27 protein-coding genes and 1 pseudogene are annotated in these 24,510 nt (G+C 36.2%); 22 read left to right on the plus strand and 6 right to left on the minus strand.

Annotated features, from left to right (window positions below; translation table 11 throughout):
• The first annotated feature begins 333 nt into the window (after positions 1–333).
• The 5 genes from B0B05_RS11225 (at position 334) to B0B05_RS11245 (ending at position 7,075) form a co-directional block, all read left to right on the plus strand.
• Positions 334–1,584 (plus strand): site-specific integrase, encoded by a 1,251-nt coding sequence (locus B0B05_RS11225; RefSeq protein ID WP_076783742.1) that lies wholly within the window; start codon positions 334–336, stop codon positions 1,582–1,584.
• Positions 1,585–1,692: 108 nt separating this feature from the next.
• Positions 1,693–2,868 carry an ImmA/IrrE family metallo-endopeptidase gene (locus B0B05_RS11230; RefSeq protein ID WP_076783743.1) on the plus strand — a complete coding sequence of 392 codons (1,176 nt, stop codon included), beginning with the start codon at positions 1,693–1,695 and terminating at the stop codon, positions 2,866–2,868.
• A gap of 10 nt (positions 2,869–2,878) precedes the next feature.
• On the plus strand, positions 2,879–3,370 hold the full coding sequence (locus B0B05_RS11235; protein WP_076783744.1) for a hypothetical protein: 492 nt from the start codon (positions 2,879–2,881) through the stop codon (positions 3,368–3,370).
• Between the two features lie 37 nt (positions 3,371–3,407).
• Positions 3,408–5,300 (plus strand): AAA family ATPase, encoded by a 1,893-nt coding sequence (locus B0B05_RS11240; protein WP_076783745.1) that lies wholly within the window; start codon positions 3,408–3,410, stop codon positions 5,298–5,300.
• An 89-nt stretch (positions 5,301–5,389) separates the two neighbouring features.
• Positions 5,390–7,075, plus strand: a complete 1,686-nt coding sequence (locus B0B05_RS11245) for a hypothetical protein (RefSeq protein WP_076783746.1) — start codon at positions 5,390–5,392, stop codon at positions 7,073–7,075.
• 156 nt (positions 7,076–7,231) lie between these two features.
• On the opposite strand, the gene B0B05_RS11250 is transcribed toward B0B05_RS11245, so the two are convergent.
• Both B0B05_RS11250 and B0B05_RS11255 read right to left on the minus strand, forming a co-directional pair.
• Complete coding sequence (locus B0B05_RS11250; RefSeq protein WP_076783747.1) at positions 7,232–7,513, minus strand: helix-turn-helix domain-containing protein; 282 nt, start codon at positions 7,511–7,513, stop codon at positions 7,232–7,234.
• The gene (locus tag B0B05_RS11255; RefSeq protein ID WP_031504736.1) at positions 7,510–7,806 is read right to left on the minus strand and encodes a helix-turn-helix domain-containing protein; all 297 of its coding nucleotides are present in this window, start codon (positions 7,804–7,806) and stop codon (positions 7,510–7,512) included. The genes B0B05_RS11250 and B0B05_RS11255 overlap by 4 nt, the downstream gene beginning before the upstream one ends.
• Positions 7,807–8,027: 221 nt before the next feature.
• Here B0B05_RS11255 and B0B05_RS11260 point away from each other — a divergent pair, with 221 nt between their 5' ends.
• Genes B0B05_RS11260 through B0B05_RS11270 form a run of 3 tightly spaced genes read left to right on the plus strand, consistent with a single transcriptional unit; the run spans position 8,028 to position 9,299 of the window.
• Positions 8,028–8,402 (plus strand): DoxX family membrane protein, encoded by a 375-nt coding sequence (locus B0B05_RS11260; RefSeq protein ID WP_076783748.1) that lies wholly within the window; start codon positions 8,028–8,030, stop codon positions 8,400–8,402.
• A gap of 4 nt (positions 8,403–8,406) precedes the next feature.
• Positions 8,407–8,838: an EVE domain-containing protein gene (locus B0B05_RS11265; RefSeq protein WP_076783749.1), complete on the plus strand. Its 432-nt coding sequence runs from the start codon at positions 8,407–8,409 to the stop codon at positions 8,836–8,838.
• Positions 8,835–9,299, plus strand: a complete 465-nt coding sequence (locus tag B0B05_RS11270; protein WP_076783750.1) for a MarR family winged helix-turn-helix transcriptional regulator — start codon at positions 8,835–8,837, stop codon at positions 9,297–9,299. The genes B0B05_RS11265 and B0B05_RS11270 overlap by 4 nt, the downstream gene beginning before the upstream one ends.
• Positions 9,300–9,567: 268 nt before the next feature.
• On the opposite strand, the gene B0B05_RS11275 is transcribed toward B0B05_RS11270, so the two are convergent.
• Positions 9,568–10,062: a DUF3408 domain-containing protein gene (locus B0B05_RS11275; protein ID WP_031504889.1), complete on the minus strand. Its 495-nt coding sequence runs from the start codon at positions 10,060–10,062 to the stop codon at positions 9,568–9,570.
• A gap of 546 nt (positions 10,063–10,608) precedes the next feature.
• On the opposite strand from B0B05_RS11275, the gene mobA reads away from it, so the two are divergent.
• Genes mobA through B0B05_RS11290 form a run of 3 tightly spaced genes read left to right on the plus strand, consistent with a single transcriptional unit; the run spans position 10,609 to position 13,251 of the window.
• Positions 10,609–11,043 (plus strand): conjugal transfer protein MobA, encoded by a 435-nt coding sequence (mobA, locus tag B0B05_RS11280; protein WP_076783759.1) that lies wholly within the window; start codon positions 10,609–10,611, stop codon positions 11,041–11,043.
• Between the two features lie 4 nt (positions 11,044–11,047).
• The gene (mobB, locus tag B0B05_RS11285) at positions 11,048–12,310 is read left to right on the plus strand and encodes a conjugal transfer protein MobB (RefSeq protein WP_076783751.1); all 1,263 of its coding nucleotides are present in this window, start codon (positions 11,048–11,050) and stop codon (positions 12,308–12,310) included.
• A 32-nt stretch (positions 12,311–12,342) separates the two neighbouring features.
• A complete protein-coding gene (locus B0B05_RS11290) occupies positions 12,343–13,251 on the plus strand; it encodes an AraC family transcriptional regulator (protein WP_076783752.1) in 909 nt (302 codons plus the stop codon).
• A 20-nt stretch (positions 13,252–13,271) separates the two neighbouring features.
• On the opposite strand, the gene B0B05_RS11295 is transcribed toward B0B05_RS11290, so the two are convergent.
• Entirely contained in the window at positions 13,272–13,655 is a 384-nt protein-coding gene (locus B0B05_RS11295) for a winged helix-turn-helix transcriptional regulator (protein WP_019974523.1), read from the minus strand.
• Between the two features lie 89 nt (positions 13,656–13,744).
• Here B0B05_RS11295 and B0B05_RS11300 point away from each other — a divergent pair, with 89 nt between their 5' ends.
• Positions 13,745–14,290, plus strand: coding sequence for an NAD(P)H-dependent oxidoreductase (locus B0B05_RS11300; RefSeq protein WP_019974522.1), 546 nt, complete (start codon positions 13,745–13,747; stop codon positions 14,288–14,290).
• Positions 14,291–14,312: 22 nt separating this feature from the next.
• Here the strand turns inward: B0B05_RS11300 and B0B05_RS11305 are convergent, their stop codons facing one another.
• Positions 14,313–14,669 (minus strand): winged helix-turn-helix transcriptional regulator, encoded by a 357-nt coding sequence (locus B0B05_RS11305; protein ID WP_019974521.1) that lies wholly within the window; start codon positions 14,667–14,669, stop codon positions 14,313–14,315.
• Between the two features lie 158 nt (positions 14,670–14,827).
• On the opposite strand from B0B05_RS11305, the gene B0B05_RS11310 reads away from it, so the two are divergent.
• The 10 genes from B0B05_RS11310 (at position 14,828) to B0B05_RS11355 (ending at position 23,995) form a co-directional block, all read left to right on the plus strand.
• Positions 14,828–15,406: a TetR/AcrR family transcriptional regulator gene (locus tag B0B05_RS11310; RefSeq protein WP_019974520.1), complete on the plus strand. Its 579-nt coding sequence runs from the start codon at positions 14,828–14,830 to the stop codon at positions 15,404–15,406.
• A gap of 60 nt (positions 15,407–15,466) precedes the next feature.
• On the plus strand, positions 15,467–16,435 hold the full coding sequence (locus tag B0B05_RS11315) for a nuclear transport factor 2 family protein (RefSeq protein ID WP_076783753.1): 969 nt from the start codon (positions 15,467–15,469) through the stop codon (positions 16,433–16,435).
• 136 nt (positions 16,436–16,571) lie between these two features.
• Positions 16,572–17,828, plus strand: a complete 1,257-nt coding sequence (locus B0B05_RS11320; RefSeq protein WP_019974518.1) for a serine hydrolase domain-containing protein — start codon at positions 16,572–16,574, stop codon at positions 17,826–17,828.
• 29 nt (positions 17,829–17,857) lie between these two features.
• Positions 17,858–18,388 (plus strand): NAD(P)H-dependent oxidoreductase, encoded by a 531-nt coding sequence (locus B0B05_RS11325; RefSeq protein ID WP_019974517.1) that lies wholly within the window; start codon positions 17,858–17,860, stop codon positions 18,386–18,388.
• Between the two features lie 111 nt (positions 18,389–18,499).
• Positions 18,500–19,291 (plus strand): SDR family NAD(P)-dependent oxidoreductase, encoded by a 792-nt coding sequence (locus B0B05_RS11330; protein ID WP_076783754.1) that lies wholly within the window; start codon positions 18,500–18,502, stop codon positions 19,289–19,291.
• 23 nt (positions 19,292–19,314) lie between these two features.
• Positions 19,315–20,322: a zinc-dependent alcohol dehydrogenase family protein gene (locus B0B05_RS11335; RefSeq protein WP_076783755.1), complete on the plus strand. Its 1,008-nt coding sequence runs from the start codon at positions 19,315–19,317 to the stop codon at positions 20,320–20,322.
• A gap of 4 nt (positions 20,323–20,326) precedes the next feature.
• The gene (locus tag B0B05_RS11340) at positions 20,327–20,893 is read left to right on the plus strand and encodes a cysteine hydrolase family protein (protein ID WP_076783756.1); all 567 of its coding nucleotides are present in this window, start codon (positions 20,327–20,329) and stop codon (positions 20,891–20,893) included.
• A gap of 12 nt (positions 20,894–20,905) precedes the next feature.
• On the plus strand, positions 20,906–22,489 hold the full coding sequence (budA, locus tag B0B05_RS16935) for an acetolactate decarboxylase (protein WP_245799309.1): 1,584 nt from the start codon (positions 20,906–20,908) through the stop codon (positions 22,487–22,489).
• A 106-nt stretch (positions 22,490–22,595) separates the two neighbouring features.
• The gene (locus B0B05_RS11350) at positions 22,596–23,486 is read left to right on the plus strand and encodes an RteC domain-containing protein (RefSeq protein ID WP_449528487.1); all 891 of its coding nucleotides are present in this window, start codon (positions 22,596–22,598) and stop codon (positions 23,484–23,486) included.
• Between the two features lie 56 nt (positions 23,487–23,542).
• Positions 23,543–23,995, plus strand: coding sequence for a response regulator (locus tag B0B05_RS11355; RefSeq protein WP_019974512.1), 453 nt, complete (start codon positions 23,543–23,545; stop codon positions 23,993–23,995).
• 185 nt (positions 23,996–24,180) lie between these two features.
• Here B0B05_RS11355 and B0B05_RS16610 read toward each other — a convergent pair.
• A pseudogene (locus tag B0B05_RS16610) lies at positions 24,181–24,510 on the minus strand (IS5/IS1182 family transposase); the annotation flags it as partial.

Consider the following 24,510-nt stretch of genomic DNA (forward strand, 5'->3'; position numbering starts at 1 on the left):
CTTAACAAAACCCACTATTTAATTTATTTTTAAAAACAGGATTAGAAAACAGCATAATTTGTATCTTATAAAATAAATTTTCACTAAAAATACATCAAAGATTAAAAACAGGTAAAACGTTTGTAAATAAAGGATTTACAGCCGTTTTATGATTTTTTGTAGTGAGGTAAAAAGCAGGAAAAAGCAACGATTGGCAAAAGTAAGGTTACTAAAACGTTACTTTTGAATATTGAAAAAAAATATTTCAAGACACTGTATTTCAGCCTTTTGCATAGTTTTTCATATTGTTCCGTGGCTCACATAAGTTTAATTTTATCATTAAGAATTGTGAGTATGGAAACGACAAAAAAATCAACATTCAAGGTGCTTTTCTACCTTAAAAAGAACGCTCCAAAGAAAAACGGATTGATTCCGATTATGTGTAGGATTACCGTAAACGGTACGCAGTCTGCATTCAGTACCAAACTGGATATTTCTTCAACAAATTGGGATTTGAAGTACGGCAGGGTTTTAGGGAAAAGCCGAGAAGCTCAAGACGTAAACGGTAAACTTGATAAGATACGTTTGGGTATTGAAGAGTGCTATACCAAAATCCTGAAAAACGAGGGAGCAGTAAACAGTGCGAAACTTAAAAATGCCTTTCTCGGTATGGAAAGCGGAAAACTGACCTTTTTCAAGTTCTGCGAACAATTTCTTTTGGACTTCGAGAAAAAAGTCGGTAGCGGACTTAGGGTTATAGGTTCTTACCGGAGATACAGAACACTCATAAAGCATCTTCGCAATTTTGCACGTGTGAAATACGGTTATACCGATGTATCGTTTAGTGACCTTACTCCTGATTTTGTGCAGGACTTTGATTACTACCTGCGTGATAACCACCATTTGGGGCATAACACGGTTTGGGTGTATATGATTGGGTTTACCACGCTTTGCCGATTGGCAATGAGCAGAAAACATCTTGCTTTTAATCCTTTCAGCGAGTACAAGAATACCAAAAAGGACAAAGACAGAGGCTATCTGTTACGGAACGAGCTGGAACAGCTTGTAACATTTAACTGCGACATAAAAAAAGATGAGTTGGTAAAAGACCTGTTTGTTTTCAGTTGCTTTACAGGACTTTCCTATTCAGATATAAAAGGATTGAAAAACAGCAATCTTCAAGAATTCTTTGACGGCAATCAATGGATTATCATACGCAGAAAAAAGACATCAACATCATCCAATGTAATGCTGTTGGATATTCCCAAAATGATTATCGAAAAATATGCAGGATTGTCAAAGGACGGCAGGGTTTTTCCTGTACCCTCAAACACTGTTTGCAATGACAGCTTAAAACGAATATCCAAACAAATAGACTGTCTTAAAGAGAAGAAAGTAACCTTTCATTTGGCACGTCATACCTTTGCCACTCTGTTTTTAAGCGAAGGTGTTCCGCTCGAAAGTTTGAGTAAGATGTTAGGGCATAAAAATATTGCCACTACACAGATTTATGCCAAGATACTCAACGAGAAAGTTGGTAAGGATATGCAAAAGGTATCTCACAAGTTTAAAGATATGGAGAGGTCTTTTGTTTCTGAACTATAATCTACATTATTAAAATAACTAATTCCAAAATAGAGGTAAATTTACCTCTATTTTGTTTTTTATTCGAAATATTTTATTATTTTTGAGGTAAATTTACCTTTAGTAGGAATGATAGATAATTTATTACATAAAAGTTTTGAGTATAACGGACCTTCTATTGAAGACCTGTTTACAGAGAAATTAGAGCAGTCAGGCTTAACAAAAACCCAATTTGAGAAGCTATCTGGAATGGAGAGAAGAAGTTTGGATGCTATTTTAGATAAGACTTCTAAGCAAACTGATATTATTAAACTATTAAAGCTCGCCGAGTTTTTAGAAGTTGATTTAAGTGACTTACTCATTATTTATTTCAAAGATAGACCGGTTGAAGAAATCAGAGAGCTTCAATCATCAATGGATATTACATTCATCAATAAATATTTTGATTTAAAAACATTGGCGGGATTAGGATTTATTCAAAAGAATGATTCTTTGGAAACTCTGAAAGACCGAATTTGTAGCTTTTTTGGCTTGGATTCTATTTACGATTACGATAGAGAGTTAAGTGATGCTCTTTACAGTAGAACTAAAAAGTCTTTCAGTGATAAAATGAAAGACTTTTGGATAAAATCCAGCTATAAATATTTCGAGCTTATTGACAATCCAAATGAATATAGCAGAAAGGAATTAGTGGAACTGATTCCTAAAATCAAACCTTACACTCAAAATATAGAAAATGGATTGCTAACTGTTTTTCAAGCATTATATAATATTGGCGTTACCGTAGTTTTTCAGCCATTATTACCTAAAACACAGATTAGGGGCGCAACTTTTTTCATAAATGATAAACCGTGTATTGTTATCACTGATTTCAATAAGAACTATGCCACCATTTGGTTTGCGTTAATCCACGAATTACATCACGTATTATTTGATTTAGAAACAATACAGAAAACAAGTTACCATTTATCAGGAGAGCCGGATTTGTTTTTAATTCAGGAGGACAAAGCAAATGAATTTGCCTCTGAATACTTGTTGTCCTCAGAAAAAATGAGATACATCGAGAAATTGATTCATAATAAGTTTATGGTAGAGAAATTTGCTAAGGAGTGTCAAATACATTCTTGTATTATTTATTCTCAATATCAATGGAGGCAATCTGAATTAGGAAACGATTATTGGGCAGCATTTAAAGATGCTTTTCCGAACATAAAAAATATAACCAAAAAATTGAATGTTGCTAATTGGGATGTGGAATCAATCAAAGAAGCATCATTAAAAATAAGAGAATTATTAACAGTATAAAGCCACCAGAATGAACGATAATAATTTAAACAAAAACAAAGTAGAACGTAATCTCTCTAAAGAAGATTTAGAAAGATTAGAGATTTTACAAAAATCAGAAGAAGTAAAAGGCGAACAGCTTTTTATAAATTATGATTCAGAAGTAGTAATTGAAAACGAAGCGGAAAAACTACTCGGTCAAAAAATAGATGACCCTGTTCAAAAATTTCAGTTATACTATCACGGACTTACTAAATTATTAAAAGATAATTTACCTAAAGGTAAAGAGTTTGAGGATGTTCGCAGAATAGTATATGATGAAAAGAATGTCCTTATAAACCGAGGTGCTAAAAAAGATGAAAAAGGTATTCGAGGAAGCGACGGTAGAATGGCTTATACTGAAGATTTGGAAGAAGCAATAAAAATTGTTGCAGAATGGACAAGTAGAAAAGGAACGCCGGCAGAACTTTTTATGTCTTTTTGGGATAAGAATGAAGAGCTTGGTTATGGGCATCAAGATTAAATACATAAAACAAACAAATGTAAATCCTTAATAAAATATGGTACTAAAGAGATACAAAGTAGAAAATTTTCGGTCAGTTCTTGATAGCGGTTGGATTGATTGTGATAATGTGACAACGTTAGTGGGAATTAACGAAGCAGGAAAATCAAACTTACTTTTGGCTTTGTGGAAGCTAAATCCAGCAAGAGAAGGAAATATTGATATTTTACACGATATGCCGGTTTCTAAACTAAGTACTTATCGAAAAACTCCTGAAGAAGTAAAATTTATTACAGCAGAATTTGAACTTGATGATGAAGCGATAAAGAGCATTGAAGATGAAGTTGAATGTAGCTTGCAAGGAGATAAATTAGTAACTGTTACACGTTTTTATGATGGAAGCTACACATTTGAATTTCCAAGTGGGAAACCACAATCAACTAAAACAGAAAAAGTAACAAAAGAAGTTGAAGAAGGCGAAGAACCGATTGAAGAAGATGTTATTGTTCCCCTTAAAGATGTGGATTTAGAAAAGGCAATTCTTGCAGAATTACCTTCATTTGTTTATTACTCAAACTATGGAAACTTATCATCGAAAATCTATCTTCCTAATGTTATCAAATGGTTGAATGGGCAAGCTGTAGATGGAATAGATATAAACGAAGAACAAGTTCGTACATTAAGAGTTCTTTTTGAATTTGTGAAGTTAGACCCAAAAGAAATTTTGGAACTGGGACAAGACCCTAAGGAAATGGCAATGCTTAGGAACGGCAGAAACGGTAATATGCAACCAACTGCTGAAGAAATTAAACAAGCAGAAAATGATAAGGAAGAAAGAAGTATTCTCTTGCAGTCTGCTTCCGGCGATTTGACAAATAAGTTTAAAGAATGGTGGAAACAGGGAGAATATAGATTTAGGTTTGAAGCAGATGGCGACTATTTCCGTATTTGGGTATCTGATAGTGTAAGAACCGACGAAGTTGCCTTAGAACTTCGTAGTACAGGGCTTCAATGGTTTATCAGCTTTTACTTAATTTTCCTTGTTGAAAGTCAAGAACAACATAAAGGAGCAATTTTATTGCTTGATGAAGCGGGACTTACTTTACATCCATTGGCACAAAAAGACCTTGCTGTATTTTTTGATAATTTGTCGCAAGGCAATCAGATAATCAATACAACCCATTCTCCATTCATTGTTGACACTTCTAATATAGACAGATGCAGGGTCGTTTTTATGGATAAGGATGGCTATACGGTTGCTTCAAGTAATTTAAGACAAGGTAGCGATGCCTTAAATGAAAAATCTATATATGCAGTTCACGCCGCTTTAGGGTTAAGTGTTTCAGATGTCTTATTACAGGGTTGCCAAGCTGTCGTAGTTGAAGGACCATCTGACCAGTTTTATCTTAATGCTATTAAAGGATTTTTAATTAGAGAAAAACTTATTGCTCCGGAACAAGAAATTGTATTTGTACCGTCGGGCGGTGTAAAAGGAGTTCCAGGTGTAGTTAGTATGATTTCGAGTAAAGCAGATGAGATACCTTATTTAATTATCGATTCTGACAAGAGCGGCGAAGATGCGAAGAAAAGATTATTATCCGGTTTGTATCAAGGGTTTGAAAATAGAATACTTGATGTTAAAGATTTTACTGAAATTGAAAAATCAGAAGTGGAAGATTTGATTCCATTTTCATTGATAAAGAAAGGTGTTGGAAGACTTTTCAACTCTTTAGATGAAGTAGATTTTGAAGATACTTATAATGAAAAAATTCCTGTAGTTACTCAAATTGAAACATTTGCTGCGGCTAATGGAATTGAGTTAGAAAAGGGATGGAAAGTAGGCATATCTATGGCTGCAAAAGCTCAATTAAAAAGTAAGAAAGCTGATGCTATACCACAAGAGTATATAGATAAATGGACAAAACTTTTCAAGGCGTTTTTATCTGCATAATAACTATCGCTTTTTTAAATTACTATTAAAGGAGTTATTCATACCGATAGCTCCTTTTTATTTATAAAGAAGTAACCTGATTGAAAATAATGAATATTGAAAACAAAATTGATGAACTACAAGAATTAGTATCACAATATGATACCGAAAGTTTTGCAGGATTCTTTGCCTTTTTTATAAAAAGGCACCCAGACCCCGCTGCACAAATTGATTTAAATAAGTTTGAATCTAAGTTGAAAGATTTTCTTTATCTAATCGGATTAAATGCATTTTCAGACAAACGAGGAAATGAAAAATTTGAATTTCCTCAAAATAATTTAGGAATACTTGTAGATAAACTTAATGATATCAAAGGGTTTAATAATCCTAAAAAAGTAAATGATTACACAAAAGAATCCGTTATTCACGAAATGGCTGTAAGAAACCATTTTGACAATGGTGTATTGAGTTATGTGGAGCAGGATTTAGAAAAAATAAGAAGAGTTTTCACGCCTTTTGAAGACAAAATTATTCAAGACTTTGGATTAGATATTAATTTCCTAATTGAGGTTTGCAAAGAAATAGAGTTGATATCTATGATTAGGCGTAAGCATACAATGGAATTTATGCATACCGATGAGTTTGTAGAATTTTCGGAAAGAGTTCAGAGTAAGAAAATGGGATTTTCTGAGGCTTTCGATTTATTACCAGAAAATATTCAGGAAGCATTTCATTCTTTTCATTCTAAAACGTATGCTTATTTGATGCTCAAAGCCGAAGATTTATACCATAGTTTTGAAACCGAAAAAGTTGATAAATTTTTAGCGCTATTTTCCCGTGAACCATTACCAGATGCAAGTATTAGGTATTATACTGCTGAAAGTCCTTTTGAGTTAGCTCCACTGCTGAGATTTTCTAATGGGCAATATTTAAGCTTATACGGCAAACAACTTCCCATTTCTATTTACAAACTATTTTATGCTCATTTAATAAGTGACCAGAAATACAACAGTAAGTTACGGAAGCATAGAGAAAAAAACCTCGAACATAAAGTGACAGACATTTTTAAATACTTCTTTCCAAAACAAGAAGCATTCTTTTATGAAAACTACTTCATTGAAAAAAATTACGAGCAAGACCTTCTGATAATTTTTAAAGGAACTGTTATCATTGTAGCAACAAAAGCAGCCAAATTAAGAGAACCATTCAGAGATGTAGATAAAGCCATCATTAGATTAAAAGATGATTTTAAAGATTCTATTCAATACGGTTTCGAACAATGCAAAAGAGTTGAAGATTACTTTTTCGATGATAATCCTTTTGATATTACAGATGAGAAAGGTAAAATATTGTACAAGGTAAATCCAAATAAGATAAAGAATATTTATTCCATTGTAGTTACATTAGAGCGGTTTGGTAGTTTACAAACAGATTTAAGTTTATTGCTTCAAAAGGATGACAACATTGATTATCCTTGGTCTATATATATTGATGACCTTGAAATATTTTTACTTGCTTTAAAACAGAATATTAAAAGCCCTGTAAGCCAGTTTCTCAACTTCTTAAATCTTAGAAGAGAAATGCACGGACGGATGTATGCAATTGATGAATTGGATGTTTGTGCCACTTATCTTCAAAGTCCTTTAAAATTTAAAAGCTATTCCGAAGCAACCGATACTTTTCTAACGTTTTCCCCCTACGAGCAAGGAGATTTCGACAAACTTTATTGGGCTAATCAACTTCACTTCAAAGAAAAGGCTTTGCCGGACGATTTTTATAGATTTGGATTAAGATAAGAGACACCCCTTTACCACATTTTGCTACGCCAAAATACGGCTTAACCAGATACATAAAACCTACCCTTGACCTGCCTGCCACAATTTAGAGGCTTGAGGGATTTTTAATTGAACAAAATGGGTGGTCATTTACAATTTTCAGCTATTGAAAAAACACTATCCATTATAATTTCTTTCCAATATTCTCACAATATCGCTTTCACGAAACAAGATTTTCCGTTCGAGTTTGATAAAGGGTATCAGTCCGTCATCCCTGTACTGTTGCAACGTCCGTTTGCTGATATGTAACATCTTACAGACCTGTTCACCTGACAGGTAGATTTCCCCCTTTAGTAATGGGTGGAAATATTCTCTGATATACAACAGTTCATTTTTGATGCCTACCACAGCTTCGAGCAAGGCAAGCATATCTTCGTTTGAATTTCCAATCTGTTTCATTTCTTTTGCTTTTTTAATGGTCGCTCTCCCTGCATAAGTAACTCCACTTCGGATAATCTGAAATACGTTTTCCGATTAATTTGCGTTGCTCCAAGAATGCCTTTTGCCCTATACGTCTGCAACGTTCTTTTGCTGATGTTGAGCAATTGGCAGGCTTCCTGTTGGTCGAGCCATTTAGTTGCCTGTTGCAGTGCTTTGTAGGGTGTAGTCATTTCCGCTATCAAATTGGAAACTTCCTTAACTTCCCTATGCAATGCTTTCAAAATCTGAATGTCTAAAACTGTTATTTCCATATCTGCATCATTTAAACCTCTAAAATAAAAGCTATTCAAATAGGTCATTTTAATGTTGCATCCGATGGCGGTATTTGGCGTACAGTTGCCAAATACTCGTTTATAATCCCAACTTTGGTTTATATTTTTTCAGGCGTGAGCAAAATGATGTTAATAAAACTACTGAATGTTTTTATATTGTTGTCGTGTTTATTATCTTTGCAACAACAATTAAAAATAACATGATTTTAGCAACACTTATTGTACGGATTTTATTGGGAATAATATTGGTCATTTTTCCTATAAATGCTTTATTTATTAAAGCGTTCAAACCTAAAATGCCTGAAAAAGCTCAAATGGTAATGAATACCTTTAGCGAAACAGGATATTTATTGACGTTCATACAAGGAACGGAATTGATTATCGGAATTGCTTTGCTTACGGGTTATCTTACACCATTAGCATTGTTGATTTTACTCCCTATTTCTATCAATATTCTGTTATTTCACACATTCCTTGCTCCGCCTGTTGTCGGTCCCGGACTTTTTATTTTTCTGATGAACGTGTTTTTAATTTACGCTTATCGTTTCGAATATACGAACCTCTTAATTCCTTAAAAATATGCGGGATATAAAATATTGGATTATCGTCGCATCGAAAGACCACGTAAAAATAGGTGTGAAACAAGGTGTTGCACAAGCTTGTCACGGAAAAGCAACGCCATTGAAAAGAATGCAAAAGGGCGATTTTGTGATTTATTATTCGGGGAAAGAAACATTTGGAAAAACAAACAAATGTCAGGAGTTTACAGCGATAGGCAAAGTGAAAGATGATGAAGTTTATCCGTTCCAAATGACAGCAGATTTCTGCCCGTTTCGGAGAAATATTAACTTTTTCGATTGTGAGGAGATTTCCATTTTGCCGTTAGTCAATCTGTTGGATTTTATTCCGAACAAAAAAAGTTGGGGTTATCCGTTTCGCTTTGGTATTTTAGAAATAAATCAAAATGATTTTGAATTGATTTCGTCATTAATGTTAAAAGAAAATTCATGAATAATACAGTAGATTTCTATCACGAACAGCCCGAAGAAAGTTCGGGTTTTTTGCTTTGGCAGGTCAGTATGCTTTGGCAGAGAAAGATGAAAAGAGCATTGGACAAATTGGACTTAACTCATACACAATATGTTTTATTAGCGGTATTGGCTTGGCTTTCCAAAAGCAATCAAACAGTTACGCAGGTTGATATTGCTAAGCATAGCAATACGGACAGAATGATGGTTTCAAAAGTGTTGCGAACTTTACAGGAAAAAGGATTTGTAAATCGGAAAGAAGACAAAACCGATACACGAGCCAAAAATATTTCGCTTTCGAAAAGCGGAAAGACGATTTTAGAAAAAGCAATGAAAATAGTTGAAGAAACCGACAACAGTTTCTTTTCAGTTTTGCAATCGAAAGAAAAATCATTTAATACTGATATGAGGAAACTTGTAAGAGGAAACAATGATGTGGATTAAAATTATACCCAAAAAGAATAAAAAAGATAGCAAAGATAAGGCGGACAGCCACCGCACCGCCCAACCAAAAGCTTACGGCATAATGGCAGGGCAAATATGATGGCTTCATCTGGTTAATCTGTTGCCCTGCCACCCTTCGGGACTTATTCCGTTTCCTTTTGGTTTTTCCGCCTGTCCCCCTTGTTAAAATGGCTTTCTTTTTTTTTGTTTTTTTCTTTTGGAAAATAATTTTAAGAGGTAGAAACGTACCTCCCACCACGTATAGTTATCAAAACAACGGTTTGTGTTTCTCGTTATAGATTTCCCTAATCAATTCCCCGAACTCCTGAAAGTGGTATTCGATAATGTTGTCCAGATACGCATAAATCGTCAGTTTGTCGATGCCCATAATGTTTGTAAGTCTGTTAAATGTCTCGTGGTGTTCCTGCCGTACATACACTGATTTCCCCCTGCTTGCCGTTGTCGTGGGAATTTTGAAGAACCGTCCGCAGTAGTCCACTTTGGTCAGCTTCTTTGGCTTGTAAGTCATCCTTCTTGTATTACTCTCAGGTGTTTTTGTATTTTCCGTTTCAGTTTCCGAAGGTTCTTCGCCTGCCATTACACGCATAATAGCTTCCTCATCTACTTTGGGTTTGACAAAATCTTCCCGATGTGCTACTACCTGTTGTTCCGTGAAAGATTGTTTATTTTCATCAGTTATGAAATTTTCAATAGAGAAATCCTCTTTTTCGGGTTGCTGATTTTTGTTTTCTTCGTGTATCATATCTATCATTTTTAATATTATATCCAATTAGCTGTTTGGTTAACTAAGCAATCAGCTGTATATACTGTTGAATCTATGTAACTACCTATCTACCTAAGCACCTGCAGACCCTTAATTGGTTAGTTCATTAACTCAAAAATCTGCAATTCGTATGCATTCAATCACGCAGATTTACTGTCGGGATTTATGCTGTTTAGTTACTTCATTAAGGATATAACCAATCAGCCAGCTAACCATATACAAAGGAAGCGAAAGCAATTCCAGTCTATGTTGATGTGGCACTCAAAGGTAGCATTTGGCGTTCATTGTCGTGATTGTAAATAGCTGTTATTCAAATAGTCTTACCGAAATTTGTAATGGAAGCTATGGGTTTTCCCTGCTAACTACAATCCGTTTGCAAAACGGATTTTTCTGAACTCCTGTTCAGAGCAAGTTATCTTTTGAGGTACTCGAAATGAATTTCGGCACCTCAAAAGCACTTGCCCTTGCAGGGGGCTGGAAACGGCTCCGAAGTCGCACGTTTATTAAAAATTAAAAATGGATATTATGGAAGAGAAAGACAGAAAAAAGTTTAGTAAAACAGGAAGAAAACCGAAGAACGACCCTGCGGTCAATCGGTATTCCATTAACCTGAATGCAGAAGACGATGCCAAGTTCCTTGCTCTCTTTGACCAATCGGGAATGAAAGTAATAGCTCATTTTATTACAGCTTGCATCTTTCAAAAGACGGTTAAGACCGTTAAAATTGATATGGATGCAATAGAATACCACGCAGGTTTGACCAAGTTTTTCGGTCAATTTCGAGGAATAGCAACGAATTACAATCAAATTGTAAAGCTTTTGAACGCCAACTTTTCAGATAAAAAAGCATCTGCATACCTCTTTAAATTGGAAAAAGAGACCAAAGAAATGAAAGAATTATTGCAAAAGGTTTTAATTCTTACCGAAGAATTTGAAAAGAAATATCTAAATAAAGAGTAGAAAAATGATTGCAAAAATAGGAAAGGGAAACAATATGTATGGAGCTATTTTGTACAATCAGCAGAAAGTGGAAACGGAAAACGGAGCGGTTTTACTGTTGAACAAGATACCCGATACAATGAACGGCAGGTATTCCGTAGCGTATTTTAACAAGTGCTTTGAGCCGTATCTATCGGCAAATATCAAAACGGATAAAACGGTACGGCATATTTCATTGAACCCCGACCCGAAAGACAAGGTTAGCGATGAACAGTTTACCGAAATGGCACACGAGTATATGGAGCGTATGGGTTATAGCAATCAACCTTATATAGTTTTCAAACATACGGACATTGACCGCACCCATATTCATATCGTTTCGACCTGTGTAGGCATTGACGGAAAGAAAATCCCCGATGATTACGACCATCCACGCTCAATGGCAATCTGTCGGGATTTAGAACAGAGATATAATATGAAAAAGGCAACTGAACAAGAGCAGAAACAAGCCAATAAAGTTTTCAAGCCTGTAAGTCATAAAAATGGCGACATCAAAAGTCAGATTGCTTCGGTAGTACGGTATTTGCCAAAGCATTATAGCTTTTCGTCTATGGGTAGCTACAATGCGTTACTTTCTCTTTTCAATATCACAGCAGAAGAAGTCAAAGGCGAACGGAACGGACAACCTGTAAACGGATTGGTCTATGTTGCATTGGATGAAAACGGCAACAAGGCAAGCAATCCATTTAAAGCATCTCTTTTCGGGAAAGATGCAGGCGTTGCACAACTGCAAAAACACTTTGAGCAGTCTAAAGAGAAAATGAAAACCACGCCTATAAGGTCTGTCCTAAAGAATACCATTGAATTGGCTATACACACCACAAACAATGAAATAGAATTTAAAAAGCAATTGACTGAACAAGGAATTAATACGGTTGTGAGACGTAATAATGAAGGGCGAATTTACGGAATGACCTTCATCGATCACGAAGGTCGTACCGTTTGGAACGGCTCACAATTAGACAGAAACCTGTCGGCAAACGTATTTAACGATTGGTGGAACAATGGAAACAAACCCGAACTGAAAACACAGGACAGCCTTGTCTCTAAACCGAATACAATAGACAACCAACCAAAAGACCTTTTTGAGTTTATCTCACAGGAACATTCGCATAGTTCCGATTTGGGATTGTTCAGCCTGTTGCCTGATGCACAGGGAGAGAATTATGAAGAAGACCAGTTTGCCAATCGGATTAAGAAAAAGAAGCAGAAAGGGAGGAGATTGTGAAAACGGTTGTTTGAATTTCATAACTTTGCAATATGAAACGTAAGGAAACAATAAAAGAGTTTTACACCAATCACGGACAGGAATATCCAAAAACGGGACAATTCAATATATACCGTAGAGAGGAATTTGCGTGTGACAGCACCTCATTACCGCCTAACCGTAGGGATTTTTATAAAATCTCAATGATTACTAAAGGAACAGGTGTTTTGAGCTATGCCGACAAATCCATACAGATTGACAAACCGTCTATTACATTTCTTAATCCGCTTATTCCTTATTCGTGGGAGCCGACGTCGGAAAATCAGGCAGGTTTTTTCTGCCTTTTCACAGAAGATTTTGTAAGCCCGACACTGAAAAATGAAAATCTTTCACAGTCGGCATTGTTCAAAGTTGGGGGCAACCATATATTTTTTCCGAGTGAAGAAAGTTTAAAACTTTTGGAAAGCGTTTTTGAGAATATGATGCGTGAAATACGCTCGGAATACACCAATAAGTACGATTTATTGAGGAGCTATGTGCAGATTATTATGCACGAAGCAATGAAAATACAACCACCCGAAACCTTTTATCAGCCCGCCAATGCTTCGGAGCGCATCAGCAATTTGTTTTTGGAATTGCTGGAAAGACAATTTCCCATTGATGCCCCAAGCCAAACGCTGCAACTTAAAACAGCAAACGAGTTTGCCGGACAGCTCAACGTTCATACCAATACATTAAACAGGGCTTTGAAAGAAAGCACGGGCAAAACTACAACAGAATGGATTGCCGAAAGAATAACTAAAGAAGCTAAAGCATTATTACAATTCAGCAATTGGGATATTGCAGAAATAGCGTTTAGCTTAGGCTTTGAGCATTCGTCAAACTTTATCATCTTTTTTAAGAAGCAAACGGAGGTAACGCCTTTGCAGTTTAGGAAAGAAATAGGAGCAAATGTTGTTTAGACAGGAGATTTTGAATTTTATTACATAGGACGTTCAGCAGAAATAAATTCTCCCTTTTCTTTCACAACTCTATTTCCCCATTTTGTGATTGCTTCCAAAACAGGAACAATACTTTTGCCGAAATCGGTTAAACTGTAAATGACTTTTACAGGCGGTTTTTTGCCGTGAACTTTTCTTAAAACAAGACCATCTTTTTCTAATTGTTTCAACTGTAAACTTAAAGTCATTTCGGTAACAGACGGTATTTCTTTACGAAGTTCGTTATATCTCTTTGCTTCATCTTTTAAATGATAAAGGATTACAGCTTTCCATTTACCACCTACTAAATCCATTGTCAGGCTTACCGTGCAAGGATAAGTTTTACCATTCAATTTCACGAAATCGCCTATACATTCTGTTTTCATTTTACTATTTTTTTTTCAGTCTATCCATTTCGATAGTTATTGCAAATGTAATTTACTAAAATTAGTTTTGCAACTAAAATTATTATAGTATGGCATTAGTTATTTTAGCACACCCGAATTTCGATAAGTCTTTTGCTAACAAAACGATTATTGAAGAACTACAAAAAAGTGATTTGGAATTGGAAATCCGAAACATTCACGACCTCTATCCCGATTATAAAATCGATGTGGAAGCTGAACAGGAAGCGTTATTGCGACATCAGACAATCGTTTTCCAATATCCCTTTTATTGGTATAGTATGCCTGCCATTTTGAAACATTGGTTTGACGAAGTGTTTTTACATCAGTTTGCTTACGGCTCGAAAGGCGACAAGTTGAAAGACAAAAATTTTGTACCGAGTTTTACCGTGGGTTCATCGGAAAGCAGTTATAAAACATTGGGCTTTCAGCATTTCAGAGTATATGAATTTTGCAAACATTTGGAACAGACCGCTTACCATACACAGATGAATTATATCGACCCGATTTATTTTCACGGAACTTCTTTGGTTGCAGGTTATACAGAGGAAGAAGTAAAGAACAGGGCAAAAGACCACACAAAAAGACTGATTGAAGCATTACAAGAACTTGGATAAAGTTCCTGTAATGCAGCAAACTTTAAATCATCTTCTTATGTTTCTCTCCCCATACTTCCAACTGTTCCAATATCGGTATAAGTTGAATTGCACTTTTGGTTAGTTCGTATTCCACACGTGGCGGAACTTCCGCATAAACTGTTCGGGTTATCAATTTATTTTCTTCCATTTTTCGGAGCTGTAACGTTAGCATACGTTCGGTTATATTAGGGATACGTTTTTTCAGTTCACCAAAACGTAGTTTTCCCTTTGCCAAATGGCAACAGATAGCCAATGTCCATTGTCCGCCAATAAGGTTCGTAGCATAAATTTGAGAACATTCTGAACCTAACTGTTGCCTGTTCTCATAGTTGACAGAACTCTCTTTTACTTTACTCATACTTACATTTTTGTTAGTACTATACAATTTGTTGCAAAGATACAAAATGGACAGTTGCGTATGTGGATTAACACTGTAAAATTTCAATACAGATAATATGCAGAAAACATAAATCTATTTTGGAACATTCGGTTTAATATTATATCTTTGCATCCGATATGCCGAGAAATAAAGAGTTTGACTATAACGAAAAATTAGAAACTGTGCGTAACCTTTTTTGGAAAAAGGGATACAATGCTACTTCTATGCACGATATAGTCGCTACGATGAATTTGAACAGAAGTAGTATTTACGATACTTACGGCAACAAACACGATTTGTTTCTGAAATGCCTATCCAATTACGCTTCTTTCAAAGAAAGGCAATATTTGGAAGCCTCAAAAGTAAAGGGAAAAGCCATTGAAGCATTGGAATACGTTATCCGAGATGTAGTTAATCAGACTTTGGCAGATGACAAGGCGTGTCTGATTGTGAACACCATTTTTGAGGTTGCTCCTGCGGACAAGGAAGTGAAAAACCTCCTCCAAAAAAGCGGAAATGCCTTGCAATCCATTTTGGAAAACCTGATTGCACAAGCAAAAAAAGACGGAGATATTAAAAGCCAAACTTCTGCCTTAGTGATTGCCCGATATATTCTCGCTTCGTTCAGTAGTTATTGGAGCCATTATATTTTGAACCAAAATAAGCAGGAAGTATTGGAAATGGTGGACTTTTTGACGGAACAAATAAAACGGTAAAAATTTTTTTTGTTCTATTTTGGAACGATTGGTTTAAAATAAATTAAATACAAAAACAATATGAGAAAACAAGCAAGAACGATTTTAGCTTTTGCGATCTTGATGACAAGCGGAGAAGTCTTTGCACAAAAAATAAGCAACAATAAAGAAAAAATTATGACAAATAATTCAGAGCAAAACGAGCAACTTCGGGTTGCAAAATCTTATTACGAGAAAATCAATAGCGGAGATTTTAATGACGACAGTTATTTTGACCTTTTTACGGAAGATGTGAAAATTTTCTATCCGAAATTTGGTTTTGCGGAGGGAAAATTGGGAGTTAAGAAATTCGGACAACAGGTGCGAAATCTGTTCAATAACTTGACTTTTGAGTTGGACAAATTCAACTTTATCGTAACCGATAACACTATTGTAGTGGAGGGCGTAGAGATAGGTGCAATCCACACAGGAGCGGTTTTTCCCGACAATGAGATTTCATTTGGAAAATTTTGCACGGTCTTTGAATTTGAGGGAAACCATATTAAAAGAATGTATTGCTACGTTGACCCAGACCACGCAGGACAGGATAAAGAAGTTGTGGATTTGTTGAAAAGTGAAAACAAAAATTTAATAGAAATAGAGCATAAAACAATTGAAGCCGAAACCAAAAAAGTTGTTGATGAATTTTACGAAATTCAATCGGGTAAAAAACAGGGAAGTTTAGCAGATTTGTTTGCCGATATGGTAGATTTTGATTTGCCAGGAAATAAAGAAAAGTTTCCGTGGACTGGAAAACGACAAACCAAAAAAGAAGTTGAGGATTATTTCAAAGTTTTATATCAAAACATCAAATCCTTAAAATTTGATGTGGAGTATATCGCCATAAATGGCGAAAATGCAGTAGCAGTCGGTCAATTATCATCAGTTATTCTAAAATACAATAAAGTATTTAATGCTCAATTTGTCAATATTTTTAAAATCCGCAACGGTAAAATCGTAAAATACCATTTTATGGAAGACAGCTACCGATTGAACGAGGAAATGAAATAAACAAATTAAAACATACACCAGGAAACATCCAAATCAATACTTACATTTTTGTTAGTACCATACAATAAGTTGCAAAGGCACGAAATCGAATGTAGCCTATGTAATTTTGTGGTGTAATTTTAAAATCAAATAAAAAATGTTAAAACAAATCTTATCAACTATAGCTTGCGTAATAGCGTTAAACAGCCTCGCACAAAATACTAAACTTGAAAAGAGTATTGATGATTTATCTGCCCGATTGGTAAACGCAAAAGAAGTTTCGGGAGTGAATGTATTATTGCTCAAAGACGGCGAAGTGATTTATAACAAAGCCTTTGGCTATGCCGATGTTAGCACAAAACAACCTTTAAAAACCGATAACATTTTTCGCATTGCTTCTCAGACCAAAGCGATAACGAGCATAGCGGTTATGATGCTTTACGAAAAAGGAAAAATCCTGTTGGACGACCCGATTTCAAAATATATTCCTCAATTCAAAAATCCGCAGGTGCTTGACAAATTTAATCCTACCGACAGCAGTTATACAACTGTTCCTGCACAAAGGGAAGTTACTATTAGAGATTTGTTACGCCATACTTCGGGTATTGATTATCCGCTAATTTCCGATGATACAAGAATGCAGGCAATATACGCCAAGGCAGGAGCGGTAACGGGTATTGGAAGCAAAGGTACGTTGAAAGAAAAAATGGAATTGCTTGCCAAACAGCCATTGCGACACCACCCTAATACAGCTTTCACTTACGGTCTGAATACAGACGTTTTAGGGTATTTGGTAGAAGTTGTCAGCGGAGTTCCATTAGACAAATTTTTCCAAACTTACATATTTGAACCGTTACAGATGACCGATACACAGTTTAAAATCCCACAGGATAAGGCTGACCGTTTGGTTTCCGTCTCGGAGAAAACGGATAAAGATTTTGCAAAAGTTAATCATACGATTTATGAAAATAGTAGCCCTGATTATCCACTGGAAGACGGAATATACTTGTCTGGTGGAGCAGGTTTGTCTTCTACGACTGCCGACTATGCAAAATTCTTACAGATGCTGTTGAACAAAGGCACTTACAATGGAAAACGGATTTTAGGTGCAAAAACCGTTGAACTGATGACTACCAACCAACTTTCAAATCAAGTAATTTTAAAAGGCGACCCCGATTTCCGTTTCGGATTAGGTTTTGAATTGGTTACTGAAGAAAACAAATTTTCTAAATCCCCAAGTATCGGTACTTTTTCTTGGAGTGGAGCTTTCAGTACACACTACTGGGCAGATCCCAAAGAAAATATCATTGGATTGGTCTTTACACAGGAGTATTTCCGCCCCAATCATAATGATTTGGGTACATTGTATAAAAATGTGGTGTATGCAAATATGGATACATCCGACTTTTATTAAAAAAACAGATAGTTGAAAATCATTACAATATGAAAACATTGATAATCATTGTTCACCCCGATATAGAGCGTTCGGTAATTAATAAGAGGTGGATTGAAGAATTAAGCAAGCATCCCGATAAATATGATGTTCATCAATTGCACAAGGTTTATCCCGATGATCAAATTGATGTATTGGCAGAACAAAAACTGATAGAGCAATACGATAAAATTGTATTTCAGTTTCCTTTTTATTGGTTCAATTGCCCGCCATTCTTAAAGAAATGGCTGGATGATGTGCTTACCTATGGGTGGGCGTATGGAAGCAAGAGCGGTTATAAGGTTTCGGGCAAGAAAATCGCTTTGGCGATGTCTGTTGGAATAGATGAACACGAGTATAACACAACGGGGAAATACAAATATACTATGGCTGAACTGACCCGACCTTTTGAACTGACTTTTGAGTATGTAAAAGCCGATTACAAACCGTTCTTTGCCTATTATGGAATTGAGCTGAACAGCACAGAGGAATGGATTGAGAAAAGTGTATCTCCTTATTTGGATTTTTTAAATTCTTTATAACAGTGCAAGAGTTCTGATTGTCTATACTTATCTCATAACCATTTGTTTGATTTGCATAACTTTTTAAAAAGCATCGGAGCGAACTTTGTACCGTAATAAAAATTAAGAATTATGGTTCAGGAAAATTTAAAAGGAAAAGTTGCCCTAATCACAGGTGGTGCAACGGGCATAGGCTTGGCTTCTGCAAAACTGTTTTTACAAAAAGGTGCAAAAGTTGTTATTGCGGGACGCAGGCAGGAACTTGGTGAAACTGCTCTTACTGAATTGCAAAAAATAAGTTCTGATATTCATTTTGTAAAAACCGATGTTTCCAAAAGCGAGGAAGTGAAACATCTTATCGCAGAAACTATTCGCATTTTTGGCAGACTTGATATTGCTTTTAATAACGCTGGTATTGAGGGGCATTTTGCACCGATTGACGAAACAAATGAAGACGAATTTGATACTGTTGTTGGTATTAATCTGAAAGGTACTTGGCTATCTTGCAAATACGAAATTGAACAATTCAAAAAACAAGGCACAGGCGGTACAATCGTAAACACTTCATCTTGGCTTTCAAGAGGGGCTTTTGGAGGTTCAGGAGTGTATTCAGCAAGTAAAGCCGCTGTGGACGGATTGGTTCGTGTTTTGGCTGTTGAAGCTGCAGAAGCCGGAATAAGGGTAAACAGCATTCAGCCTGGCTATATTCAAACCCCTATGTTTGACCGTTTTTATCCTTTTCCTAAAGAAGAAGCTGATAGACTAAAAGAACCAACAAAAAAGCACGCTCCAATGGGTCGTTTTGGAAACCCTGAAGAAGTTGCCGAATTGGTGGTCTGGTTGAGTAGTCCGTCAGCATCCTTTGTTACAGGAGAAAGTATTTTGGTAGATGGCGGATTGACTATCGGAGGACAACGTTATTAATTTCAAATTCCATTCAAAAGATTATGCAAGCAATACAATTAGAAAATTACGGTATAGAAAATCTGAAATTAACCGAAGTTCCAACTCCCGAAGTTGGCGAAAATGAGGTTTTGGTAAGAACTACCGCCGTTTCGCTCCAATACCTTGACTTACTTACAGTAGAAAACAGCAATGGCTTAAATATTCCGCTTCCGTTCATTCCTGTTTCAGAGGGTGTGGGCGTGGTAGAAAGCGTTGGGAAGAATGTAACACGGTGGAAAAAAGGCGACCGTGTGCTTATTCCTTTCGTTACCCATTGGGAAGCAGGGAGAACAACGCCTTATCACAATGCTTTGCGAACAGGTGTACAGACTTCGGGAACATTGGCAGAGTTTACCGTACAGCCCGAAAATACATTGGTACGTACCCCTCAAAACCTTACCGATGAAGAAGCTACATCGCTATCTGTTGCAGGTTTGACCGCTTGGGCAATGCTCGTAACACAAGCTGATATTAAAGCAGGGCAGACCATTTTGGTACAGGGAAGCGGTGGTGTTTCCTTATCTGCCCTGCAAATCGCGAAGATGTCGGGACTGAAAGTCATCGCCACCACAGGAAGCAAGGAAAAAGAGCAAAAGCTAAAAGATTTGGGAGCTGATGAAGTCATCAATTATAAAGACTTTCCCCAGTGGAGCAATGAAGTAAAACGGCTGAACAACGGCACAGGCGTAGATATTACGCTCGATGTGGCAGGAAACGAAACCATTGAGCAAAGTATTCTTTCCGTTAAGGAACACGGGTTTGTAGGCTTGGTTGGTTTTATGTCGGGCAGTAAACTGTCTTTTGATGTGTTCCCGCTCATTATGAACTATATCCGCCTGCAAGGGTATTCCGTAGGCAATGCACAGGAATTGGGCGATTTAGTAAACGCCATCGAAAAGAATAATCTTAAACCTGTCATAGACAGCGTTTATGGCATAGACCAAACGCAGGAAGCATTCAGAAAACTGAAATCTGGAAAGGCTTTCGGAAAAATCATTATCAAATTTTAAGGCAATGAAAGTAAGAAGTAAAAATCCGGCACTTATACTTATTGATATCCAAAAAGGATTTCTTGACGAAGATTATTGGGGTGGAAACAGGAACAATAAAAATGCAGAACAGATTTGCGGTCTAATATTGAAAGAATGGCGAAAACTTAACCTCCCCATTTTTCATATTCAACATTCTTCAGAAAATCCAGCTTCGAAGCTCCATAACACAAATTCAGGTTTTGATTTTAATGAAAATGTTTGTCCGCTGAATAACGAACCAGTAATCGTTAAGAATGTAAACAGTGCATTTATTGGTACTGACTTTAAAGAAAAACTTGATTATCAAAATATCAACACTTTGGTCATTGTCGGACTGACTACCAATCACTGTGTATCCACAACTGCAAGGATGGCGGGAAACTACGGCTACGACACCTATTTGATTTCCGATGCAACTGCCGCATTTGACCAAATTGGGATTAATGGAGAAAAATATGATGCCGAATTAATTCACCTAACTTCTTTGGCAAACTTAAATGATGAATTTGCAACGGTCTGGAACTCTGATAAATTGTTTGAAGAAATTTAATAAATCGTAATAATGAGAGTAAGAAATATATTGACCGTAGTCCTTATCTGCATCGGACTAAATAGTTTTTCGCAACAGGCTATCAACGGTTTTGCAACGCCTGAAAGCGTAACATCAGACGGCAAGCGTTTTTTTGTTTCCAATCAGGGACAGGATTTCAGTAGCAGGGATAGTGACGGATTTATCAGCGAAATTTCTCCAGACGGTAAGCTGATAGAATTGAAGTTTGCCCCGACCAAAGGCGTATTACACGCTCCCAAAGGGATGACGATTGAAAACGGCATCTTATACGTAGCAGACTTGGAACGTGTAGTAGGCTTTGACATCAGTACCCGAAAAACAGTTTTTGAACTCGTTATTCCACAGGCTACCGTACTGAATGATATTTGCCGTTTGGAAAATGGATTTATCGGTATTACGGACACCTATTCGGGCAATATTTACAAAGTGAATACCCGAACAAAGTCGTTTGAAATCATTGGAAATATCTCTGCCGTAAACGGCATTTCGTTCAATAAAAGCACCAACCAGATTGCGGTTTGCACCAATGGGAAAATGCTGGGCGAGGGTTCGGTTTACATCAAAACAGGCAACGAAGATTTTCGGCAATTGCCTAATATTTCCAATGGCTTTTTTGATGGCATCGAATGGATAGATGATACCCATTTATTGATTTCGGATTGGGTAACATTTCCCACCAAAGGTTATGGCAAATTGTGGATTTACGATTTAAAAAATCAGCAAGCTGAAATGTTGCTGACCGAAGAAAGCATAGCAGATATTTTTTATAATCCTGCCACGCAAAAAATCTATATGCCACAAATGCTTAAAAACAGAGTATTAATAATCAACAAAAAGGAATTGGAAATGGATGAAAAACAGCAATATAATAGACTGTATCAGTATGGTGTTGCTGATGCCTTCGTAAGTGGTCTTTACAAGGGTACAAAAACTCTTAAAGAACTAAAACTAAAAGGTGATTTTGGTTTAGGTGCACCGGATATGCTGGATGGCGAATTGACGATGTTGGACGGGAAAGTATATCAGACCAAAGCCACAGGCGAAACCGTTGAACCGGACGATAACTTTAAAACGTCAATGTTGTTTACCACATTCTTTAAAGCCGATACCGTAATCACTATTGAAAATCCCATTGGAGAAAAAGCCCTTTGGGAGCAGATAAGCAAAGAACTGAAAAATAAAAATGCGATGTATGCTATTAAAATAACAGGAAAGTTCGACCATATAAAAACAAGGGCGTTTCCCCCTATAAAGGATGAGCCATTTCCCGTTATTACTTCAATTTTTAACACCCAAAAGTTTTTTGAATTTTCAAATACACAAGGCACATTAATCGGTTATCATCTGCCCGAATATCTTAACGGTATCAACAGTAAAGGTTTTCATTTTCATTTTCTTTCATCGGACAAATCACAAGGCGGACACGTTTTGGATTTTACAGGGAAAGACCTAAAAATTGAGATTGCAGAAGTGAAAAGCTTTGAATTGGAAATACCGACAGATAAAGACTTTCAGAATTTCAAATTTGACACCAAAGACAATGAAGCACTAAAGCGTGTGGAGCAGGGGAAGTAAGAAATATATTCTGTACAAATCATATAAATTAAAGAAATCTAAAGGTTATTCCGATGAATGACCTTTAGATATTTCTGTTTAATAAGCAATAAAAAAACTAATCGGAATGGCATCATCATTAAATCATATTATCTCGGAGATACAGCGAAAAGAAAAAGCTATTTCGCTCACTTCCCCCAATGAGATTGATGAAGCATACCAAATGACCATATACCTGAAAGAATATTTATGGTCTATAAGAGAGGATGTTACGAAACAGGGCTTTAAAAACCAATGGGAGGAAATCAATTTTTTTCGCAACATTAAGCCATATATCCTCTCCAAACTCATTTACCACAATAAGATATTTCGAATACAGACCGCTTGTCCCGTTGACGGAGGAAAGATGTATGCCAGTTATTTTTCAGAACAATTGCAGGAATTAAAACAGGAATACAGGGAGCATATCTACAATTCAGATTTTTACAGATATTATCGTTCAGGAAGAACCGACCGTGATGAAACCTACTTTAGATTGGGCAACATCAATTTCCACGATGGGCTAAATAGTTTTGTCTTTGAAATTGACCCGTTGTTTTCAACCTACTATGATAACAAAGTGGCTCGGATAATAGCAAATGAGCTACTCTATACCTACATACTCCAAAAAATCAACAATGATGAAATAGCAGGCTCTCTTTCTACAAACAGTATCTCATCTGACGGTATCCTTTGGACGGATACCAAAAATGCCTTAATAGAGCTGATTTATGCGCTGTATGCGAATGGCTCACTTTCCTACGGTAAAATAGGAATACGAAAAGTCAGTTTGGCTTTAGAAAGACTGTTTCAGATTACCTTAGGGGATTTACACAATTCTTTTTCATCGAATGAAATATCGAGCCGGCTCCCGAACGTCATTTTTAGACCAATTGAAATCTTCTTTGGAAGAATATATGGACAAAGATTTATAGAGGACTACTTCGCAAACCAACCATTAAATTGCCATAGGCAATAAATAGACACCCTTGAAATATTTGTGTAAGTTTGTATAACTAAGTAATAGAAATAGTTATGGCAAACACTATCGAACAAATCAGCATTGCGTTTATCAATGATAAAAGCCCGATTATAGATATAATCTGCAACAACCTTGTAGCTTCAGGAATTGATATACTGTTCCGTTCGGAAAGTATTGAGAACGGACTATCTCAATTATCAGCATTAGAAGAATTGCCCCAAGTTTGTATCGTTGACCTTGATTTTTTCGATAGCAAGGTATTGACACAGCTCCACGAACTAAAAGCAAAATATCCAAACTTAAATCTTATTGCCCATAGTGACGATGATAGCGAGGAAGCTGTAATATCTCTTTTAAAAATCGGAGTTAGCGGTTATCTGGTCATCGGTAGTGATGCAGACGATTTTAAGAAAGCAATCATAGGTGCTTGCAATGGCAAAAGATATTTTAGTGCAGAAATAATAACAATTGCACAGGAATATTTCAGCAACAAAGAAACAGTCTAACTCAACTGTTTTTTCTATTGCGTTGTAGGTAAAGTTTGGACAAAAAAAATGTATATTTGCAATGAGCGAACGGAAACACGTTGAAATACAAAGCAACAAGCACCGTTACCAAATCGTTACCTGACTTCTTTGATTATCCCCATAAGAGCCTTATATTCAACTAAAAGGGCTTTTTCCTGAAAACTTTAAAATAAGAAAATAATTTTCTGTTTCAGTAGTTCCATCATTTTCTTCATGTTCCAAGCGGTTGCAGCTAGTAATGCATTGATTTGTGGTCCCGTTTCTCCCATGAAGTAATTTTTTGCCAGCCGAAAATCGGTTTTTAAATGTCCGATGATAGGTTCTATTGCCGCTCTGGTTCTAAATTTTTTGCGCTTTGTCTGCTTTTGATAAGCAGTGTCTTTTTTTCTTGGAGTGCTTGGGATGGAGATTTTCACGCCCTTTATTTCTGATTTTCCTCTGCCACCTCTATCGTAAACGAGTTCTTTTGGGAGCTTTTGACCACCGGTTTCCAT

It is taken from the genome of Epilithonimonas bovis DSM 19482, assembly GCF_900108115.1.
Taxonomy (GTDB): Bacteria; Bacteroidota; Bacteroidia; order Flavobacteriales; family Weeksellaceae; genus Epilithonimonas; species Epilithonimonas bovis.

Bases quoted from the DNA above. Each gene is read 5' to 3' on its own strand.
- B0B05_RS11225 (WP_076783742.1), top strand. From the start codon at position 334: ATGGAAACGACAAAAAAATCAACATTCAAGGTGCTTTTCTACCTTAAA.
- B0B05_RS11230 (WP_076783743.1), top strand. From the start codon at position 1,693: ATGATAGATAATTTATTACATAAAAGTTTTGAGTATAACGGACCTTCT.
- B0B05_RS11235 (WP_076783744.1), top strand. From the start codon at position 2,879: ATGAACGATAATAATTTAAACAAAAACAAAGTAGAACGTAATCTCTCT.
- B0B05_RS11240 (WP_076783745.1), top strand. From the start codon at position 3,408: ATGGTACTAAAGAGATACAAAGTAGAAAATTTTCGGTCAGTTCTTGAT.
- B0B05_RS11245 (WP_076783746.1), top strand. From the start codon at position 5,390: ATGAATATTGAAAACAAAATTGATGAACTACAAGAATTAGTATCACAA.
- B0B05_RS11250 (WP_076783747.1), bottom strand. From the start codon at position 7,513: ATGAAACAGATTGGAAATTCAAACGAAGATATGCTTGCCTTGCTCGAA.
- B0B05_RS11255 (WP_031504736.1), bottom strand. From the start codon at position 7,806: ATGGAAATAACAGTTTTAGACATTCAGATTTTGAAAGCATTGCATAGG.
- B0B05_RS11260 (WP_076783748.1), top strand. From the start codon at position 8,028: ATGATTTTAGCAACACTTATTGTACGGATTTTATTGGGAATAATATTG.
- B0B05_RS11265 (WP_076783749.1), top strand. From the start codon at position 8,407: ATGCGGGATATAAAATATTGGATTATCGTCGCATCGAAAGACCACGTA.
- B0B05_RS11270 (WP_076783750.1), top strand. From the start codon at position 8,835: ATGAATAATACAGTAGATTTCTATCACGAACAGCCCGAAGAAAGTTCG.
- B0B05_RS11275 (WP_031504889.1), bottom strand. From the start codon at position 10,062: ATGATACACGAAGAAAACAAAAATCAGCAACCCGAAAAAGAGGATTTC.
- mobA (WP_076783759.1), top strand. From the start codon at position 10,609: ATGGAAGAGAAAGACAGAAAAAAGTTTAGTAAAACAGGAAGAAAACCG.
- mobB (WP_076783751.1), top strand. From the start codon at position 11,048: ATGATTGCAAAAATAGGAAAGGGAAACAATATGTATGGAGCTATTTTG.
- B0B05_RS11290 (WP_076783752.1), top strand. From the start codon at position 12,343: ATGAAACGTAAGGAAACAATAAAAGAGTTTTACACCAATCACGGACAG.
- B0B05_RS11295 (WP_019974523.1), bottom strand. From the start codon at position 13,655: ATGAAAACAGAATGTATAGGCGATTTCGTGAAATTGAATGGTAAAACT.
- B0B05_RS11300 (WP_019974522.1), top strand. From the start codon at position 13,745: ATGGCATTAGTTATTTTAGCACACCCGAATTTCGATAAGTCTTTTGCT.
- B0B05_RS11305 (WP_019974521.1), bottom strand. From the start codon at position 14,669: ATGAGTAAAGTAAAAGAGAGTTCTGTCAACTATGAGAACAGGCAACAG.
- B0B05_RS11310 (WP_019974520.1), top strand. From the start codon at position 14,828: ATGCCGAGAAATAAAGAGTTTGACTATAACGAAAAATTAGAAACTGTG.
- B0B05_RS11315 (WP_076783753.1), top strand. From the start codon at position 15,467: ATGAGAAAACAAGCAAGAACGATTTTAGCTTTTGCGATCTTGATGACA.
- B0B05_RS11320 (WP_019974518.1), top strand. From the start codon at position 16,572: ATGTTAAAACAAATCTTATCAACTATAGCTTGCGTAATAGCGTTAAAC.
- B0B05_RS11325 (WP_019974517.1), top strand. From the start codon at position 17,858: ATGAAAACATTGATAATCATTGTTCACCCCGATATAGAGCGTTCGGTA.
- B0B05_RS11330 (WP_076783754.1), top strand. From the start codon at position 18,500: ATGGTTCAGGAAAATTTAAAAGGAAAAGTTGCCCTAATCACAGGTGGT.
- B0B05_RS11335 (WP_076783755.1), top strand. From the start codon at position 19,315: ATGCAAGCAATACAATTAGAAAATTACGGTATAGAAAATCTGAAATTA.
- B0B05_RS11340 (WP_076783756.1), top strand. From the start codon at position 20,327: ATGAAAGTAAGAAGTAAAAATCCGGCACTTATACTTATTGATATCCAA.
- budA (WP_245799309.1), top strand. From the start codon at position 20,906: ATGAGAGTAAGAAATATATTGACCGTAGTCCTTATCTGCATCGGACTA.
- B0B05_RS11350 (WP_449528487.1), top strand. From the start codon at position 22,596: ATGGCATCATCATTAAATCATATTATCTCGGAGATACAGCGAAAAGAA.
- B0B05_RS11355 (WP_019974512.1), top strand. From the start codon at position 23,543: ATGGCAAACACTATCGAACAAATCAGCATTGCGTTTATCAATGATAAA.